We start from the raw sequence: 19,710 nt of genomic DNA, 5'->3' as shown, positions 1-19,710 counted from the left end.
AAAGCGTGCCGCGAGCGGGACTCGAACCCGCACAGCCATTACTGGCCAAGGGATTTTAAGTCCCTCGTGTCTACCAATTCCACCATTGCGGCATCCCAGACGAAAGGTCATGTGGAGCGGAAAACGAGACTCGAACTCGCGACCCCAACCTTGGCAAGGTTGTGCTCTACCAACTGAGCTATTTCCGCGCGATGGTTGTGATGCAAAGGTAAGCCTTTATGCCGTAAGTTCCAAAGGAATTTACACAATTTAATAATAGTGATTCGGGCGAAAGTTATTCGCAAAGAACGCCTGATGGGGGAGGGTTGGGTGGCGAATTGCGGATGGATGTCGATGCGGTTTCTGTCCCCATCAATCGTTCTTAGGAAGTGTTGATTTTGCCTGATGGATAAAAGTGTTTTTGATCTCTTAGCTTTCGATGTTTGTTTTCTTAGCTTTTGGCGCGCAAAAGCTAAGAGAATGCAGACTGTTTTCTTAGCTTTTGGAAACGGGTAGGATAGTAAGCTGATATTCAAATAGTTACGATGGCGATTTCTTATTTGTAAAACCTATATACCTATTTTATATAAAGCGGGCAGAACGGGGTCCTAGGATATGCTGAAAAGGGAAGTTGAAAAAATATTTTTCCGAAAAATGAAAAAAATATTTGTTTTTATTTGGAGGTTTCAAAATAAGTCAATACCTTTGCATCGCTTTTGAAACGAAAGCCTCGGGCGTTTAGCTCAGCTGGTTTAGAGCATCTGCCTTACAAGCAGAGGGTCGGCGGTTCGAATCCGTCAACGCCCACACAAGAGATTCCACAGGTAAAAAACCTGTGGAATTTGTTTTTTAAATATCTTTATATCTAATAAGGTGTAACCTCTCGGCAAAAAACATTAATTTTGCAATTCATCAGTATATATCGATCTATGAATCTTGATTTGCTTACCGCCATCTCGCCCATAGACGGGCGTTACAGGAACAAGACTGCTCCGTTGGCGGGATATTTTTCAGAATATGCTCTTATTCGGTATCGCGTGCGCGTGGAAGTGGAATATTTTATTGCGCTTTGTGAATTGCCCTTGCCGCAACTTGCCGGGGTAGACTGCGGTTTGTTTGAACGTATGAGAGATATTTATCGCCACTTTGACGAGGCGCAGGCGCAGCGCGTGAAAGACATCGAGAAGGTGACAAATCATGATGTGAAGGCCGTGGAATACTTTATTAAAGAAGAATTCGATGCTATTGGCGGACTGGAGGCTTATCAAGAGTTTGTTCATTTCGGGCTCACGTCGCAAGATATCAATAACACCAGCGTGCCGCTTTCGCTGAAAGAGGCCTTGCAGGAGGTGTATCTTCCGCAGGTGGAAGAGTTGGTGACACAACTGAAGGCTTATGCTCTGGAATGGAAAGAGGTGCCGATGTTGGCCAAAACGCATGGACAACCGGCCTCGCCAACGCGTCTTGGCAAGGAGATAGAGGTGTTTGTCTATCGTTTGGAAGAGCAGTTGGCACAGTTGAAAGCCTGTAAGATGTCGGCTAAATTCGGCGGGGCAACAGGTAATTATAATGCACACCGTGTGGCTTATCCTGGCGTAGACTGGAAAGAATTCGGCAATCGGTTTGTGGCCGAGCGGCTGGGACTGGTGCGAGAGCAGTTCACCACACAAATCAGCAACTATGATCACATGGGTGCTGTCTTTGATGCGATGCGCCGAATCAATACCATCCTCATCGATCTCGACCGCGATTTCTGGATGTATATCTCGATGGACTACTTCAAACAGAAGATAAAAGCCGGCGAGGTGGGGTCGAGTGCGATGCCCCATAAGGTGAATCCTATCGACTTTGAAAATAGCGAGGGTAACCTCGGAGTGGCCAATGCAATGTTGCAGTTCTTGGCTCGCAAACTGCCGGTGAGCCGTCTTCAACGCGATTTGACCGATTCTACGGTGCTGCGCAACATAGGAGTGCCGATGGCGCATGCGCTGATAGCCGTGCAAAGTACGCTCAAAGGACTGCGTAAACTGATACTCAACGAGGAGAAATTGACCGCCGATTTGGAGAATACTTGGGCTGTTGTGGCCGAGGCTATTCAAACGATTCTGCGCCGAGAGGCCTATCCGCATCCCTACGAAGCCTTGAAGGCTCTCACCCGAACCCATGAGAAGATGACGGCAGAAACGATTCATGCCTTTATCCAGGGCCTGGAAGTGAGCGACGAGGTGAAGGCGGAACTGATGGCGATCACTCCGTGGAATTATACGGGAATATAAGTGTTGAAGCGAAAAAATAAAATCATCGGGATGGAAAATTGATCAATGGAATGCCGTAAGAGAGATAAGAAAAGAAGAAAAAACGGTCTTTCATCTTTGCATCTTTCATCCCTACATCTCTAAAATAAAGAATCATCACGAAACCGTGAGGTTAAAAAAGAAGTAAATTATGGAATCAGAATTGGAAAAGAAGCCTCAAGAGGCGTCCGCAGGACAGCCGGAGGAGAGCCGTGAAGGCTACAGTGCAACAGCAGGGAGCTACTCCCGAACCTATGGAAATGACGGTGCTAAACCGCAAAGACCAAGAATCCACACACAGCGGGCTTACTCGGCCGGTCGCCATAATGGTGGAGACGACGAGGGCGCGTTCCGTCCCGAGGGCTTCGGAGCGGGTTTGCAAAGTGCAGGTGCTTCGCAACAAAGGCCTTATCGCCCGCGGTACAACAACTACAACAACGAAAATGGAGGCTATCAACCTCGTGGCTATAACGCCCGCGGCGGTTATCAGCCGCGTCAGGAGGGTGGGTACCGTCCGCGCTACAATAACAACGCCGAGGGGGAGAATGGCTATCAGCCTCGCGGTGGTTATCAACCGCGTCCTGAAGGCGGATATCGGCCGCGTCAGGAGGGTGGCTATCAACCCAAACAAGAGGGCGGCTACACTTCGCGAGCCAACTATCAGCCGCGCCAAGAGGGTGGCTATCGGCCACACTTCAATAATGGCGCTGAGGGTGAAGGTGGCTATCAGCCGCATGGTGGTTATCAACCCCGGCCCTATAACGCCCGTGGTGGCTATAACAATAATAACGCTCGCGGCGGTTATCAACCGCATGGGGGATACCAGCCGGGTGGCTATCAGCCCCGCGGTGGCTATCAACCTCGCGGTGGTTATCAGCCGGGTGGCTACCAAAAGCAGCGCACGCCGGGCTATAACCCCAATGCTAAGTATAGCTTGAAGAAGCGTATAGAATATAAGGAGGAACATATCGACCCGAACGAACCGCTTCGCTTAAACAAATTCTTGGCCAATGCTGGTATATGCAGTCGTCGGGAGGCCGACCAATTCATACAGGCCGGTATGGTGAAGGTGAACGGAAACGTCGTGACCGAACTGGGAACGAAGGTGCTTCGCAGCGATGAAATCGTCTTCCACGAACAACCTGTCTCGCTGGAAAAGAAGGTATACGTACTCATCAACAAACCTAAAGATTATGTAACGACCAGCGACGACCCGCAACAACGCAAGACGGTGATGGACATTGTGAAGGGTGTGTGCCCTGAACGCATCTATCCTGTAGGCCGACTCGACCGCAATACCACGGGCGTTCTGCTTCTTACCAACGACGGAGACTTGGCCAGTAAGCTGGCACATCCCAAGTTCTTGAAGAAGAAGGTCTACCATGTGTTCCTCGATAAAGAGCTCACCGAACACGACCGCCAGCAGATTGCCAGCGGAATCACCCTCGAGGATGGCGAAATACATGCCGATGCCATCGAATATTCCAACGAAAAGGATAAGGCGCAGGTGGGTATCGAAATCCATAGCGGGAAGAACCGCATCGTGCGCCGCATCTTCGAACACTTGGGTTATCGGGTGGTACGACTCGACCGTGTGCAGTTTGCCGGACTCACGAAGAAGAATCTGCGTCGCGGCGACTGGCGTTTCCTCACCGAAAAAGAGGTGGATATGCTGAGAATGGGTGCTTTTGAATAATTAAACAAGGAGCGAAAGAGGAAGGGAGTTGAAGGAATGAAGACAAAGGTCTGCTGTGGGCAGTGCCACAACGATAGTCCTGGCAGAACAGTATGCGAGTAGGCATCCACGAGCAGTTGTCTTCATTCCTTCTCTGCTTATCCCTCAGGAGGTGCGTTTTCTCGCCTTGACAAAGGTCTGTGCCGATTGGATGTTGTCCGATGAGGTGCGATGAAAACAACCGTTTCTCACTCCTTTTATGAAAATTAGAATGGATAAACTTCAGAGAACAAAGGTGGTAGACGTATTGCGCCGCACCGATTTCGGGGCAGACGTGAACGTAAAAGGATGGGTTCGGACGCATCGCAGCAGTAAGGCGGTGGATTTTATCGCCCTCAACGACGGCTCGACCATTAAGAATGTGCAGTTGGTGGTAGACCCGACACACTTTGATGCCGAACTGCTGAAACAAATCACTACCGGTGCTTGTATCAGTGCGACGGGTGTGTTGGTGGAAAGTCAGGGGCAGGGACAGAGCTCCGAGATACAATGCCGAGACATCACGCTCTACGGCGGTTGTGCTACCGACTATCCGATGCAGAAAAAAGGTCAGAGCTTCGAATATATGCGGCAGCACGCTCATCTGCGTCTGCGCACCAATACTTTCGGAGCCGTCATGCGCATACGGCATCATATGGCAATAGCCATTCACCAATACTTTCACGAACACGGATTCTTCTATTTCCACACGCCGCTCATCACCGCAAGCGATGCAGAGGGTGCGGGCGAGATGTTTCAGGTGACGACGAAGAATCTCTACGACTTGGAGAAAGATGAGAACGGAAAAATCATCTATTCGGACGATTTCTTCGGGAAGATGACCAGTCTGACGGTGAGCGGACAGCTCGAAGGCGAACTCGGTGCAACGGCTCTTGGACAGATATATACCTTCGGTCCGACTTTCCGCGCAGAGAATAGCAACACGCCACGACATCTGGCTGAGTTCTGGATGATAGAGCCGGAAGTGGCTTTTATCGAACTGGCCGACTTGATGCACCTGGAAGAAGATTTCATTAAATATTGCGTGCGTTGGGCATTGGAGAAATGTCGGGATGATCTTGAGTTCCTTAACAAGATGATCGACCCCACATTGCTCGACCGTCTCGAAGGTGTGGTGCGCGAAGATTTCGTCCGCCTCACCTATACCGACGGAATCCGCATTCTTGAAGAAGCCGTGAAGGGTGGTCGGAAGTTTGAGTTCCCCATCAGTTGGGGGATGGATTTGGCCAGCGAACACGAACGCTTCCTCGTAGAAGAACATTTCAAGAAACCTGTTATCATGACCGATTATCCTAAGGGCATTAAGGCTTTTTACATGAAACTTAATGACGACGGGAAGACGGTGCAGGGCACTGACGTGCTCTTCCCTCAGATTGGCGAAATTATTGGCGGTAGTGTGCGTGAGGAAAACTACGATAAGCTGGTAGCACAAATCGAGGAACGACAGATCCCGATGAAGGATATGTGGTGGTATCTTGACACTCGCCGCTATGGCACTTGTCCTCACGGCGGTTTTGGTTTGGGCTTCGAGCGGCTCATCCTCTTCGTTACGGGTATGCAGAACATTCGCGATGTCATCCCATTCCCCAGAACACCGAAGTCGGCAGAGTTCTAAAATAATCGACAATTGAGAATGACAATTGATAATAGACCATCGATTCTATTTGATCACTGATGGTTGAGAATTGATAATTGGCAATTATTCCAATTGATAGCAAACTGAATCGGCGACGATTTTCCATTTAAAAGGAGAGTCGTCGCTTTTGTTTTACTCTGCATGCCATGAAAGAATCTATCCCGACGGTTAGTCTTGATGTTTCTGACAAGGCTGAATCTGATAGAAAGATGAATGGAGATGAGGCCAGGAAAAATAATTTATGACGGTCTTTTAGAACTAAAAACGTCATAGTAATTTATTTTTTTGCCGCTGGGACTCAATTGGTGCTCAAATAATTTATTTTTCCACCGCGGAGTAAAAAGACATGGAAAAATAATTTATTTTTCGGCCGCTGCGTGCCAATTGACGCTAAAATAATTTATTTTTTCGTCACGGGGCAAAAAGGCACGCTTCAATAATTTATTTTGAAATGACTGTAGGAGATACCTCCAACCGACTGCTCTCTTGACGGCTTAATGACAAAAGAAGGAGGCACCCCCTTGCGGAAGCACCTCCAACAGTTAATGGCATTTCTTTATGATGAGAGGGTTACTCTGCAATCTGAACCGTTGCGCGGCGGTTGAAAGAGATGGGCGAGAGTTCGTTCACGCCACCCTTGCCGGCAGTTGTAATCTTATCGCGGTTTACACCCATGTTCACCAGTTCGTTGGCTACAGTCTCAGCACGCTTTTCAGACAGGCGTTGGTTGTAGTCAGACTTACCTGTTGCGCTGTCGGCATAACCAGTAACATTGATACTCGAACCATTCTCCTTAGCATATTTGGCCAGAGCCTGAACGTTTACGAGATCTTTCTTCGAGGCAATGTTGGTCTTATTGAGGTTGAAGAAGACGGACACCGGTGTGGTGATAAACTCTTTTACGGTCTTAGTTTCAGCCGGTTTCTGATTGGCTAGCATGTCGCGGAGGCGGGCATTCTCGGCATTGGCATCGTTGAGCTGAGCATTGAGTGCATCAATCTGTGCCTGTGAGAGAGCCTTGATAGCATCTACGTCGGGAGTTTTGTTCCAACCCGTTTTTCCGAGGTTCAATGTAAGACCCACTTCTGCATAGAGCAGGTTGTCTTTCATTTCCCAACCGCGGCGGTTCGTCTTGCTGAAGGAAGCTCCGTCCATATCTTCTTCGTAGCGGTTCCATCCCAATTCCAGGTTCACGGCAACGCGATCGCTCACGCGGAACGTGTTCAGGATACCTGCACTCAGGTTCATGGCGTAGAAATTGTAGGTCATACTACGGCCGATTCCACCGCCCAGGAAAGGAATCACATTCCAAACACGTTTGGGATTGTAACCCAAGAGCATGTTGCTCACGTTGAAGAGGATGTGTTCATCGAGTGTCCAGAACTTGTTGTCACCGCTGTATTTTTCGTCTACTACGGTTTTGCCCCAGAAGCCTTGCAGTTTGGTGCGAAGACCCAGACCCGGAGTGAACCACTTGCCCACTGCAACAGCTACGCCAGGGTTCGAACGGAACTTTTTGAACGGACTTCTTGCCAACCCGTTGCCATGCTCCTGATTGGAATACCAGGCTTGCCACTCGCCGCCGGCTTGAATAAACCAGTTGCTCCAAAAGGAATTGGTCGAGACACTGTATTTCTGTACGGGTTCATTTTCTTGCGCTGCGGCTGTGAACGAGATGCCGGCAAACGCTAATACAATCAATAATTTTTTCATAACTATATTATTATAAGCATAAAAGTGCTGAACAATGGGTGCAAAGTTAGTGATTATTTCCTAAAAAATGCTCTGCCTACCATAGCTGTGGGCATTTTAACGAACTTTATGCCGAGTGTGCGAGGAGTAAATGAAAGGTAAAGTTGAGGACGAATGAGGGGTAAAAGCTGCGAAAGCATCACTTGTTTGAAGTAAATGAAGGACCAAGTTGAGGACGAATGAGGAGGATAAGAGGACAACCGAGGAAGACGGGGAATTTAGTTGAGCAGTCGATCGATGTCTGTTTGTGGTAGGATGGCGAGGATCTTTTTGCCGTCGGGGGTATAGTTGACATTGGGACAGGCGAAGAGCGAGTTGACCATGTTCTCCATTTCGTCATTGCCGAGCACCTGACCGTAGGGAACAGCAGCAGTGCGGGCCAAACTCAGGGCCAAGGAACGATGGATTTCGTCTTGTGCGGTCGTGCTTTTCTCGAGTGCCGAGGCGATCATGTCGTGCACCATCTCGGTGGGAGCGATGCCGTCGAGACCGGCAGGAACGGCATGGATGGCGTAGCTGCGGGCTCCAAGTGAGGTGAGTTCGAAGCCCAGACTCTCTATCTCGGGCATGATTTTCTCCACGATCAGGTCTTCGGCGGTGGAGAGTTGGACGACTTCGGGGAAGAGTACTTTTTGCGAGATACCGTTGTGCTGGGTGGCTTGACGCAGATATTGTTCGAAGAGAATGCGGAGATGGGCGCGGTGTTGGTCGATAATCATCAGGCCCGACTTCACAGCCGTGAGGATATATCGCCCTTTATATTGATAGTGTGCGGGCGATTTGTCTTCGAGATGAGGCTGGGGATGGGCCGAATCGGTTGGTGGGATGAGCTCATTAGAAGACTCTTCGGGAAAGAGGCCTGGCATATGGTTTTCAGTCTTTTGTTCGGTGTAGAGCTGTTCCCATCCAGAAGATGCGGAGGAGTGATGGCGTGCGGGAACATCTTCGAAAGGGTTGTAGTGGGGATTATAGTTGATTCGTGGTGCAGAGGTGGGTGAAGGAGCTTGTGCATTGAAGACAGGGATGTCGGGACGACTATCGGTGTTGAAGTCGATGGTAGGTACATCGTTGAAGAGTCCCACGGCTTCTTTGACCGCAGCCGAGAGAATTTGCCAGACGGCTTGTTCGTTTTCGAATTTGATTTCGGTTTTGGTGGGATGGATGTTGACGTCGATATCCTCGGTGGGCACGTCGAAATAGATGAAGTAGGGCACTTGTTCGCCCGACGGAATCATCCGCTCCAGAGGCAGCATGACAGCTTTATTGAAGTAGGGATGCTTCATATATCGGCCGTTGACGAAGAAGTATTGGTGGGCACCTTTTTTGTGAGCCGATTCAGGTTTACCCACAAAGCCGCTGATTTTGCCCATTGATGTTTCGACGTTCATCGAGAGAAGATCTTGACTGATGCGTTTGCCGAAGATATCGACGATGCGTTGTTTGAGCAAGACGGATGGGAGATTGAAGATTTCGGTGCCGTTGCTTTGCAGGGTAAAGTGGATATTAGGATAGACGAGAGCGATGCGTTCGAAGGCGGTGATGATGTGATTGAGCTCGGTAGCGTTGGATTTAAGGAATTTGCGTCGTGCGGGAATGTTGAAGAAAAGGTTTTCGATGAGGAAATTACTGCCCGGAGTTGTGGCGCAGGGTTCTTGGCTTTGCACTTGCGAAGCAGCGATGAAGAGATGTGTACCCAAGTCGTCGTTGGGTCGTCGAGTCTTGAGTTCCACCTGTGCTACGGCAGCAATGGAGGCGAGGGCTTCTCCGCGGAAGCCCATGGTTCGGAGGGCGAAGAGATCGTCTGCGCGGCGGATTTTAGACGTCGCATGTCGGTCGAAGGCACGTCGGGCATCAGATGCAGACATGCCTTGCCCATTGTCGATCACCTGAACAGCGGTTTTCCCGGCATCGGTCACACTCACATCGATGCGTGTAGCACCAGCATCTACAGCGTTCTCTACAAGTTCTTTGATCATCGAGGCAGGGCGTTGAATCACCTCACCGGCTGCTATCTGATTGGCCACGGCTTCGGGTAGGAGTTGAATAATGTCGCTCATAACAAGGGCTTTTCTCTTGAGTTGAAAACGGATGCAAAGATAGTGAGAACGTGAAAGAAGGAGTCTGCACTCCTTCACATCTAAGTTCTCTTTTATTTTTCTGAAGAAATCTTCAGGCCCACGTCGGAGATTCCGGGGAGGATGTCGCGTTTCATATCGTGGCGAACGTCGACAACAAGACTGTCGCCCTCTTGGAGGCGCAGATGGGTGATGGGAAAGCGGTATTGAAAATGACTGATGCCGCGGGCAAGACGGGTGTCGTCTCGATTGCCGAAACGACAGTTGACGGTGTCGATGTGTTCCTCTCCTCCGGGAATCACACGCTGGTGCACCACGAGGGTAACAGCAGTGAAAGGATAGGAGGTATTGATGCGCAGGGCGAGCTCTTCGTTGTAGAGACCTGTGTGGGCCAGTGGAGGGACGTGAAAGCAGAGCGTGTCGTTCTTCTCCCAACCGCTTACGAGGGTATGTTGGTAGGTGTGGTAGACGGTGCGACGGGTGCAAGCCGCAGGCAGAAGCAGAATAGCGGCGAGCAAGAAAGAGCCGAAGGAAGAGGCAGAACAGAAAGACATGATTTATTCTTGTGGATGAACGGGAGGCGCAGCGGGTGAGTCACGACGGGGCGAACGCGACCGATGAGGAGCGTTGGGGCGGGCAGACCGTGCGTCTGGCGCAGTTCCCGGGCGTTGCGAACGTGTGGAATCCTTGGCCGGTCTGTCCGTTCGTCGCTCGCCGCGGGCCCGTGTCTGAGACATACGTTTGGGTCGGCGAGCCTTGTCGAACCGACTGATGTCGGCGTTGGCCAGAAGGTCGACGGGCTTTTCGGGTTCCTTCTTGCCAGCCTCCTCATCGAGAGTAGCAGGCTTTTCGCCGTGTCGGTTCATTTCGATGATGGTCCGAGCGCGGTCGGCCGAGATGGTTTCGAGATTAGCGGCCAGGTTTTTGTCGGTCGAATAGGTAACGGTGCCGGCCAGGATGTCGGCCTTAAAGACGAAGTATTCAGCGTCGAGCGTTTGCAGCGACACCTCTTTGCTGGGCATTCGCTTGCTGGCCTCGACATAATTGTCCACCTCATAGTTCAGACAACACTTCAGTTTGCCGCACATACCAGCCAGTTTCTGCGGATTGAGCGAGATATCTTGCAGCCGGGCAGCGTTGGTATTCACCGAAACGAAGTTCTTGTTCCAGGTGGCGCAGCAGAGTTCGCGTCCGCAGGGGCCAGTTCCGCCGATGCGTCCGGCCTCTTGTCGGGCACCGATCTGCTTCATTTCGATGCGCACGTGAAAGGTTTCGGCCAGCACCTTGATGAGCTGACGAAAGTCTACACGCTCGTCGGCGATGTAATAGAAGATAGCTTTGTTGCCATCGCCTTGGTATTCTACGTCGCCGATCTTCATTTTCAGTCCGAGATTTTTGGCGATCTCTCTACTTTGAATCATCGTATCGTTTTCTCTACTCTTGGCTTCGGCGTACTTATCCATATCGGTAGACTTGGCCAGACGATAAATTCTCTTGATGTCTTCAGGAGATTTGAGATTGGCCTTTTTGATTTGCAGTGGCACGAGTCTGCCGGTGAGGGTGACGATGCCGATGTCATGTCCCGGACTGGCCTCTACTGCCACGGTGTCTCCCTTCTTCAGGTCGAGTGCATTCACGTTATGGAAGTAGCCCTTTCGGGTATTTTTAAACTGCACCTCTACGAGATCGGTAGCATCGGGGTCGGCAGTGACGTCGGCCAGCCAGTCGTAGGTGTTGAGTTGGTGGTCTTGTCGGCAGCAGCCTTTGCAGGAAAGCCCGCGGTCGCAGCCCGAGGCCACTTTGAATTTCATATTTTTATAGTCCATTCTTGCTTATTGTTTGGTGGGTAAAAGGTTAGCTTTCCATCCGTTTGATGAAAAGAATCATGCGGATGGCAAAGTCGAAAAACACGATTTTTGCATTTGCGTTCTGACTGATGTCCCTTATCGTCAGGTCGATGAGTTGCAGGATGTCGATGATGTTTCTCTCGTGTACGAATCGTGCGAAGTTGCGTGTGAAGTTCTCTTCCTGCTGAGTCAGGTAGACGAGTTCAGGGTGATGGAAGTTGTACATAAAGTTCTCGCGCATCATCCGGGCGAAGTAAGTCAGCATTCGCTTCTGTTTCTCGCGTCCATAGCCGGCCACGGTCTCGCTCCAATGGCGCAGTTCGCGGATGTTTCGTTGGTAAGCCAGGCGCATGAGTTGGATAAAAAGGTCGAGAAAAAGACGATTCTCGTTGTCGGGCCGCAGTTCGGCCAAGGCCTTCGTCCAACTTCCGTTGGCGATACGTGCGATGCGGTGAGCCTGACTGGCATCAATGCCGCGGCGTTCTATCAAAGCCTGCTCGATGATGTCGGTGGAAATGCCATGGATGTCGATGCGCTGCGTTCGGCTGCGGATGGTGTCGAGCAGCAGTTCGGGCTCCTCGCACACGAGGATGAACACCGTCTTAGAGGGCGGTTCCTCAAAGAGTTTGAGCAGCTTGTTGGCACATTCCGAGTTCATTCTCTCGGGAAGCCACACGAGCGACACCTTATAGCCGCCCCGACTCGACTTCAAGCTGAGTCGTCGCACCAGCAAGTCGCTCTCGCCCACGCCTATTTGTGCCTGTTGATTGGTCGCGTTCATCTCGGCGAGCCATAGGTCTATCGTGAGGTAAGGCGTTTTTTCCAACATCGTGTGCCACTCCTGGGCAAAATCGTCGCTGGTCATCTTGTGTTCGCTCGACGTGCCTGTGGGGCGAATCACGGGGTAAGAGAAGTGCAGGTCGGGATGTTTCCACACGCGGGTCATGGCACATGAGGCGCACACACCGCAGGGATTGCCCTTGGCGTCTCGGTCTTCGCATAGCAGATAGGAGGCCATGGCCAGAGCCAGAGCCATCTTTCCGCTTCCCGTCGGACCGCATAACAACAGTGCATGCGGCAGCCGGTCTTCCTCGACCATCGCGACAAGACGTTTCCGAACGTCTTCCTGTCCAATCACGTCGTTCCAGTTCATAACACCTGTCGGGCCACTTCTTCAATCGAATCTACCGCCGAAACGGTGTAAAAATGTATTCCCGGCACGCCGCTTTGGTAGAGCTCGCGACACTGTTGCACAGCCCATTCCACGCCAAGAGCCTTTGCATCCTCGTCGTTGCGGCACTTGAGCACCTCGCGTGCCAAGTCTTCGGGAAGGTCGCAGTGAAAAACCTTCGGCACCACCGTCAGCTGACTCAACCGGGCAAAAGGCTTGATGCCCGGAATAATAGGGATGGTGATGCCCATGGTGCGGGCTTTCTTAACGAAGTCGAAGTATTTCCGATTGTCGAAAAACAGCTGTGTCACGGCATATCGGGCCCCCAACTCCTGTTTCTTTTTCAGGAAAGCCATGTCCATTTCCAGGTTCGGGGCCTCCTCATGTTTCTCCGGATAGCAGGCCACGCCATATTCGAAACGCTCGCCCGGATGCTTGATGGGGCTGCCATCGGCAAAAAAACCGTCGTTAAAGCGGTTCACCTGCGCCATCAAGTCGGTGGTATGGGCGTGTCCACCTGGTGTAGGTGTAAATACGCGATCGTCTTTGGCCTTGTCGCCACGCAGCAATAGCAGGTTGGAAATGCCGAGAAACTGAAGGTCGAGTAGTTCATACTCGATGCTTTCCACCGTCGATCCGCTACAGATCACGTGCGGAATCACCGGTATGCTGTATTTGTTTTGCAGGGCCGCGGCAATGGCAATCGTGCCGGGTCGGCGTCGAATGCGGTCGCGTTCGAACTGTCCGTTCTCCAGTTCTCTGTACACATACTCGCAGTTATGCGTGGTGATGTTGATATATTTGGGGCCATACTCGCACAGTCGGTTGAGCGTTGAGAACAGCGAAGCCGTTCCGTTGCCTTTGAGTGGCGGCAGAACCTCGAGAGAAAAGTTCTTTCCTTGGGGGGTATTGTTGATAAAGTCGCTGACTTTCATTCACCTTTTTCTTTCTATTTAATAAGGTGCAAAGATACAAAAAAAGTTCTTTTTTCGTTCCTTAAAAGGTGCATTTAGCCTTTCCAGACCACTAAAGCTCCGTACCGACGATTTTCAATTCTCGCCCCTGTTCATGCCTCGGCAGGCTCGATGTTAGGGATGGGGCCGAACAAAGATGGTGTAAGATTCGTTCCTCTCCGGTTGGATAGGGGACTGTGGATAGGTGTTTTCTGCAGTGGAAAAGTCTTTCTTTCGTCTGTTTTCCAATTCGTTGAAAATCAGACGTTTATAAAATGCTTTTCAAAAGCTAAGAAAATGACCTGCAAAAGCTAAGAAAACCGTTTGTAACTAATCACTGAAAATGAAGGAATATCGAAATTAGTGTAAACTAACTGATAATGAGTATGAAATGCTCTGATTTGCATGATGCTGAATTGTTTGTAAAAGGCAGGAAAGTGCAGATTTAGGCAGAAGTTCAGTTACCAGAGTGTTACCTTGTTTTGATGTAGGTAACGATGGTGCAGCATTCGGTAACTGAATTATTTTCGCTCGTGCATCTGTTGCTTCGGTCGGCAGTTTTCTGCGTAAGTGAGGAACGCTTTAATTCGGGTAACTTTACCCACAAATATTAAAGCGTATGAAAACAGAAAAGATGAAGGTGTTGCTCTACCTTAAAAAGAGCAGTTTGGACAAGTCGGGCAAGGCTCCGATTATGGGACGAATAACCATTGGGCGTTCCATTGCCCAATTTAGTTGTAAACTATCTTGTAATCCCGATTTGTGGAATCCCCGTGAGAGCAGGATGAACGGTAAGAGTCGTGAGGCAGTGGAGATTAACGGAAAGTTGGAGAATTTGTTACTTTCCATTCAATCGGCTTACCAATCATTGATTACCAAAGGTTGCCCATTTGATGCAACCGATGTAAAGGAGCAGTTTCAAGGCAGCGTGCAGGCAAGATGTATGCTTATCGAAAGATTGGATATGCTCATCAAGGAGAAAGAAAGTCATATCGGTATAGACATCAAGAAAGAGTCTATGTCCACCTATTATTCCACTCGAAAACAATTACAGGAGTTTATTCTGAAGAAGTATAATGTTTCAGACATGGCGTTCTCCCAATTGACCGAGAACTTCATATATGAGTTCCGCCAATACTACTTGGGGGTATGTGGCTTCCAAGAAAGTTCTTTCTTCGCAGTGGCATCACATTTGAAAACGGTTTGCAGGTTGGCTTACCGTGAGGGAATAGCCGATACACTGATGTTTGACAAAGCCCACATAGAAAGAGGAGATAAGAAAACGCCGAAGGCACTCAACAGGGAAGCCTTGGAGAAGTTAAAGGTTCTCCGCTTTGATGATTTGGAGGAGGAAATGGAAACGGCAAGGGATATTTTTCTCTTTGCCTGTTATACCGGTGCTGCGTATTGCGATTTGATGGAACTAAGCAAATCTTATCTTGTCCGTGATGACGAGGGAAGTTTGTGGCTGAAGTTCAACCGCCAAAAGACAGGCGTACTATGCCGTATCAAATTGCTGCCCGAAGCCATTAGTCTGATAGAGAAGTTTCACAACGATGAAAGGGAAACGCTGCTCCCCCATGTCAAGTACAAGAACTATCAGACTTGTCTGAAAGCCCTACGGCTTCGCGCAAGTATCCCGTTTCCCTTTACCACACATACAGCAAGGCACACCTTTGCCACCCTTATCACCTTGGAACAGGGCGTACCGATTGAAACGGTGAGCAAGATGCTCGGACATACGAGTGTAAGTATGACCGAGCGCTACGCAAAGGTAACACCCCAAAAGCTCTTTGAGGAATTTGACCGTTTCCTTTCTTTCACCGAAGATATGCAGTTGGTGATTTGACCAATTGCTTTCATTCAACAGCATTTTCAATAAAAATATACATACAAAACCATCAAGACAATGAGAAGTACATTCAAGATACTGTTCTATATCAACAGACAGAAGACAAAGGCAGACGGAAGGACTACCATTCTCTGCCGTATTACCATAGATGGAAAGAGTTCCGCCATAACCACAGGCGAGGAATGCCTGCCGGCAGAGTGGAACGCCAAACAAGGACAGACTACCGACAAAAGGATAAACAAAAAGCTAACAGAGTTCAGAGAACTTGTAGAAAATACTTATCGGGATTTGCTCGTAAGTGATGGAGTGGTAAGCGTGGAACTTATCAAGAACCGCTTGCAAGGTATTGCCATCCATCCGACAACGTTGCTTGCCATGAGCAAGACGGAATTGCAATCCGTCAAAGGGTGCGTGGGCAAATCAAGGGCAGAGGGAACCTATCAGAATTTTCTCTATTCAGATAAGTTACTTACGGAGTTTGTAAAGGATAAGGGAATGACGGATATAGTCATAGCCACTATAACGGAAGACTTGTTTGAAGAATACCGTTTCTATCTGAAAAAACGAGGCTTGGCAACAGCAACCATGAATCGCTATCTTTGTTGGCTGAGTAGGCTGATGTATCGTGCGGTCAGTCAAAGGCTCATTCGCTGTAATCCTTTTGAGAATGCCAAGTATGAGAAAGCGGAACAGAAGATACGCTTTCTGCAAAAGAGCGATGTTGCCAAACTCATGGCATTGAGAGTAATTGATAAGGAGGCTGAACAAGCAAGACGGATGTTTGTCTTTGCCTGTTTTACAGGTTTGGCTATTGCCGATATAGAACATTTGCAATACCGTCATATCCAAATGTCAGCAGACGGACAGAAATATATCCGAAAAGAACGGCAGAAGACAAAGATGGAGTTAATTGTGCCCCTGCACCCGATAGCGGAGACCATCATTAATCAATGCAAGAAAGAACAACCCAGCATGAAAGAAATGCAGACGGTGAAAGACAAAGACAACAGCTTTATCTTCCGAACTAATTGCAGCCGTAGCGTGATGAGTGCAAAGCTGAGCATCGTGGGCAAGGCTTGCGGTATCAGGGAACGGTTGTCCTACCACATGGCAAGGCACACGTTCGGCACGATGAGTTTAAGTGCAGGAATACCCATCGAGAGTATTGCCAAGATGATGGGGCATGCCTCTATATCTAGTACTCAAATCTACGCACAGGTGACAGACAATAAGATTTCGGAGGATATGGATAGCCTGATAAGGAAACATCAAAAAGAAGAGATAAAGGAGGAAGCCGTATGAATGTCAATCACCATCAAACAAAAAGAGAGCGCAGCTATTTCGAGTGGGGCGACAAGATGCAAATCATTCGTAAAGGCAAAGGTGAAATAGCGATGACAGAGAGTGAATTGGTAGATTTCTTCGGTGTAACATGGAGGAAACTCAATTATCGATTGCAACTGCTCCTCAAAACATATACCCTACATCCCGGTGAAAGGAATGCAGGGGAGGTAAAAGTATTCGTGAACGGACGGTTGCGAGGATATGCTCCACTTTATCCGCTCACTATCATTATCGCTTTGTCTTATCAATTGGACAGCATGGAAGCCCACTTGTTCAGAAAACACATCTGCCAAGAGTTACAACACCCCACACCTATGGTAGAACAGATATTCCTATACGGAAGTGGCAGTATCAATTGATATACTTTTCTCTTTCACCGATATTATCTTACTACATTACTACAGTAAGAGGTAATACGGTGAAAGAAAAAGGTTTGGTGTTGTAGTCAGAAAGTAGAAATAGTCTTTACTACGTACTGACTACCTATATTTGTCATTTAAGCCCACTTTTCTTGTTCAGAACCATAAATAACGGATATTTAGCCTGCAAAAGAAAAAGCGTGCATCAAAGGTAATTTCTTTGATGCACGCTTTAAATCTCGACAATCCGTCTCAGAAGTCTATCCTGTAAAGTAGATTTAACACCGTTGTTTTCAGTCTTCTCGGCTCAATAGTACCCGTTTTCAAGTTATAGGCATGCCCCGAATACTCTCTATAATTAGTGGCATTCAATCCTTTGAGGGCAAATTCGTGCGAGGTGTTTTTGCAATTGATGCGATAGCTGATGCTATAATGCAACAAGAAGATGGGTGAAAATTCGTTTTCAAAAGCTCTTCTTTCGTCGTAAACGGTTTCTTTATCGGGATGTGCCAACGTTGCAAGTGTGTTGACAGGCGAGTAACGGTCGCCCCCTTGCAAGGTAGTCCGGATATTTACACCCAATACATTACGTTTACTACGCCCCATCATCCACTCTTTACCGATAAGTCCATTTAAGATGTAATGCCGGTTAAAGCGTGTGTTATACCATTTACCATCGCCGCCTTTATACTTAGAGTCGAATACAGACGCCGTTACCATGTAGTAAAGTCCGTGTGACATATATTTCTCCAATGTTACATCCACACCGTAATTATATCCCTTTCCCTTGCTCACTAATTGGTCTTCGATGTGGTAAGAACGCCGATTGATGAGTGAGTAGGAACTATCGGCTATAACTGGAATGTTGGTGAGATATTGATAATAGGGTTCAATCTTTATGCCGAGATTGTCGGAAAAGCGGTAATGATAAGACAAAGATACGTTTTGCGAGCGGGTGAAATCAAGGTCTTTGTTAACTGAAGCCTGGCCTGTCGTTGCATTTTTTACAAAGTATACGTCCAGTTTTTCCATTCGACTATACAATCCATAGGCAAATCCCAGCGAGCTCTTATCGGTTACCTGCCATTTCAAAGCGATGCGCGGCTCTATTGTCCAATGGTTATTGAGAGTAAGTAACTGACCGTTAATACCGACCGTAGCTGATAGTTTGTTGCTGAGATTGAACAGCGAGCTGCTGTAAACCGACCCCAACACTGTATTGCCTTTACCCTCTGAAAGGCGTTGAAGTGGTTGTTGATAATATGGTGCCATATCAAACTGCATATCATAGTGCATGTTGGTAATTGTGATACCTGTTTTATTGGTATGGCGTGAACTGTATTTCTTATTGAAGAATGAGTTGAGCACCATGTTGGTATAACGCACTTTGAAATCGACATTTGGTTTTTCGTTCATCGAAACATCGTATACGTCTTCCCAAGCATCGGTTTGCGAGAAAGTAAGGGCAAGCGTTGTTTTCAGCATTCCGCCGTTATTCCACAAGTAACGGTGTGACAGTCCGGCCGCAGCCGATGTTTGTTTGGCTTGAGAATCTTTTGCATCGTCGGCATATTCCCAGTCTGCAGGTTTGCGCATTTCTGGTTTTACTTTATCGATAAGTGCTGTAGTCCAAAAAGAAAATATGCCTGCATGAGCGGTCGGAAAGTTGAGTTTAAAATTCAGGTCTTGATAATCCAGCGATTGTGCCATATCTTTATTGCTGTTCAGTTTATTGAGTAGACCCAGCGTGGAATAGCGATAGTTGAAGATATAAGATGCTTTGCCGCGTTTACCGAGTGGTCCTTCGGAAGCGGCATCAATGCCGAGAACACCCAACTGAAATGTATGTTGAAACCGTTGATTGTTACCATTGCGCAGCCGCATGTCAAAGATGCCCGAGATGGCGTTATTGTATTCTGCAGGGAAAGCTGATGTATAAAAGTCGGAATTGCCTAATACATTACTGCTTAAAGAGGTAAGAATGCCCCCTCCGAACGAGCCCATGTCGGCAAAGTGATTGGGGTTGGGTATCTCTACATCTTCCAATCGCCATTGCAAAAAGCCCGGTGAATTGCCATGAATAGAGATACCATTATTCGATATGCCCGAGGCAACGCCGGCAAAAGCACTCACAAGACGGGCGGGATCGTCCATACCACCTGCAAAACGGCTGGCTTCTTCGGTACTAAGCATACGTGCCCCCGTCAAGGTCATCTTGTTTAATGGCCGGCTTTTGTCTATCTGTGCACGCACTACTACTTCGCCAAGGGAACTCGGACGTTCTTTCAGCTGAACCTCCAAATTTACTTCTTTGGCAGAGGTAAGTATGATGCCTTTCACGATTTCAGTTTCATAACCCATAAAAGACACCTGTAAATCATATCGTCCCACAGGAATATCGGGCAGCACAAATAGCCCTTTATCATTGGTAACAGTTGTTTGACCTTCTGCATTGATAATCTTTACACTTGCCGAAGACAACGGTGCAGCTGATGCTGCATCAATTACTAAACCACGTATTGTTTGTGTAGGAAGTGCCTCTTGGGCAAACAAGGTTGTTGTATTTAACCAACCACACACTGTAAAACAGATGATAAGAATTTGTTTTGTCATAAGTTTTTTAAATAAATATTATGTTCTATGTTTTGTGATCAACTGCAAATACTGCTTTTGTACAACTTTTCCTGTTATGGGTAGACACATACAAGAGAGA

Annotated in this window: 13 protein-coding genes and 3 tRNA genes; 7 read left to right on the top strand and 9 right to left on the bottom strand. The window is 48.4% G+C overall.

All coding sequences use genetic code 11. The features are described from left to right. Positions 1–6: 6 nt before the first annotated feature. Together J5A66_RS08330 and J5A66_RS08325 are read right to left on the bottom strand one after the other, a co-directional pair. Positions 7–92, bottom strand: a tRNA-Leu gene (locus J5A66_RS08330). A 20-nt stretch (positions 93–112) separates the two neighbouring features. After that, positions 113–188, bottom strand: a tRNA-Gly gene (locus J5A66_RS08325). A 523-nt stretch (positions 189–711) separates the two neighbouring features. On the opposite strand from J5A66_RS08325, the gene J5A66_RS08320 reads away from it, so the two are divergent. From J5A66_RS08320 to asnS, 4 genes are all read left to right on the top strand, one after another. Continuing rightward, positions 712–786, top strand: a tRNA-Val gene (locus tag J5A66_RS08320). A 122-nt stretch (positions 787–908) separates the two neighbouring features. After that, complete coding sequence (gene purB, locus J5A66_RS08315) at positions 909–2,255, top strand: adenylosuccinate lyase (RefSeq protein ID WP_211790170.1); 1,347 nt, start codon at positions 909–911, stop codon at positions 2,253–2,255. Between the two features lie 169 nt (positions 2,256–2,424). Continuing rightward, positions 2,425–3,969 carry a pseudouridine synthase gene (locus tag J5A66_RS08310; protein WP_211790169.1) on the top strand — a complete coding sequence of 515 codons (1,545 nt, stop codon included), beginning with the start codon at positions 2,425–2,427 and terminating at the stop codon, positions 3,967–3,969. 250 nt (positions 3,970–4,219) lie between these two features. Further along, positions 4,220–5,623, top strand: coding sequence for an asparagine--tRNA ligase (asnS, locus tag J5A66_RS08305; protein ID WP_211790168.1), 1,404 nt, complete (start codon positions 4,220–4,222; stop codon positions 5,621–5,623). Between the two features lie 591 nt (positions 5,624–6,214). Here the strand turns inward: asnS and J5A66_RS08300 are convergent. The 6 genes from J5A66_RS08300 to J5A66_RS08275 form a co-directional block, all read right to left on the bottom strand. Next, the gene (locus tag J5A66_RS08300; RefSeq protein WP_211790167.1) at positions 6,215–7,357 is read right to left on the bottom strand and encodes an OmpA family protein; all 1,143 of its coding nucleotides are present in this window, start codon (positions 7,355–7,357) and stop codon (positions 6,215–6,217) included. Between the two features lie 257 nt (positions 7,358–7,614). Further along, positions 7,615–9,453 (bottom strand): DNA mismatch repair endonuclease MutL, encoded by a 1,839-nt coding sequence (gene mutL, locus J5A66_RS08295; RefSeq protein ID WP_211790166.1) that lies wholly within the window; start codon positions 9,451–9,453, stop codon positions 7,615–7,617. 92 nt (positions 9,454–9,545) lie between these two features. After that, entirely contained in the window at positions 9,546–10,025 is a 480-nt protein-coding gene (locus J5A66_RS08290) for a gliding motility lipoprotein GldH (RefSeq protein WP_211790165.1), read from the bottom strand. A 3-nt stretch (positions 10,026–10,028) separates the two neighbouring features. Continuing rightward, positions 10,029–11,297, bottom strand: a complete 1,269-nt coding sequence (locus J5A66_RS08285) for a regulatory iron-sulfur-containing complex subunit RicT (RefSeq protein ID WP_211790164.1) — start codon at positions 11,295–11,297, stop codon at positions 10,029–10,031. A gap of 28 nt (positions 11,298–11,325) precedes the next feature. Then, positions 11,326–12,471, bottom strand: coding sequence for a DNA polymerase III subunit delta (locus tag J5A66_RS08280; RefSeq protein ID WP_211790163.1), 1,146 nt, complete (start codon positions 12,469–12,471; stop codon positions 11,326–11,328). Beyond that, on the bottom strand, positions 12,468–13,424 hold the full coding sequence (locus tag J5A66_RS08275) for a methylenetetrahydrofolate reductase (protein WP_211790162.1): 957 nt from the start codon (positions 13,422–13,424) through the stop codon (positions 12,468–12,470). Before J5A66_RS08275 ends, J5A66_RS08280 begins: the two co-directional genes overlap by 4 nt. A 637-nt stretch (positions 13,425–14,061) precedes the next feature. Between J5A66_RS08275 and J5A66_RS08270 the strand changes: the two genes are divergently transcribed. From J5A66_RS08270 to J5A66_RS08260, 3 genes are read left to right on the top strand one after another with little or no spacing between them, the layout of a single operon-like run. Next, positions 14,062–15,291, top strand: a complete 1,230-nt coding sequence (locus J5A66_RS08270; RefSeq protein WP_211790161.1) for a site-specific integrase — start codon at positions 14,062–14,064, stop codon at positions 15,289–15,291. A gap of 60 nt (positions 15,292–15,351) precedes the next feature. Beyond that, on the top strand, positions 15,352–16,596 hold the full coding sequence (locus tag J5A66_RS08265; protein WP_211790160.1) for a site-specific integrase: 1,245 nt from the start codon (positions 15,352–15,354) through the stop codon (positions 16,594–16,596). Then, entirely contained in the window at positions 16,593–16,997 is a 405-nt protein-coding gene (locus J5A66_RS08260) for a hypothetical protein (RefSeq protein WP_211790159.1), read from the top strand. Before J5A66_RS08265 ends, J5A66_RS08260 begins: the two co-directional genes overlap by 4 nt. A gap of 252 nt (positions 16,998–17,249) precedes the next feature. Here the strand turns inward: J5A66_RS08260 and J5A66_RS08255 are convergent, their stop codons facing one another. Then, positions 17,250–19,610, bottom strand: coding sequence for a carboxypeptidase regulatory-like domain-containing protein (locus J5A66_RS08255; protein WP_211790158.1), 2,361 nt, complete (start codon positions 19,608–19,610; stop codon positions 17,250–17,252). Between the last annotated feature and the right edge of the window lie 100 nt (positions 19,611–19,710).

This window comes from Prevotella sp. oral taxon 475 (assembly GCF_018127805.1).
Taxonomy (GTDB): domain Bacteria; phylum Bacteroidota; class Bacteroidia; order Bacteroidales; family Bacteroidaceae; genus Prevotella.
The sequence above is the reverse complement of the archived record's forward strand: the minus strand, read 5'-3'. Positions and strand labels throughout refer to the sequence as shown.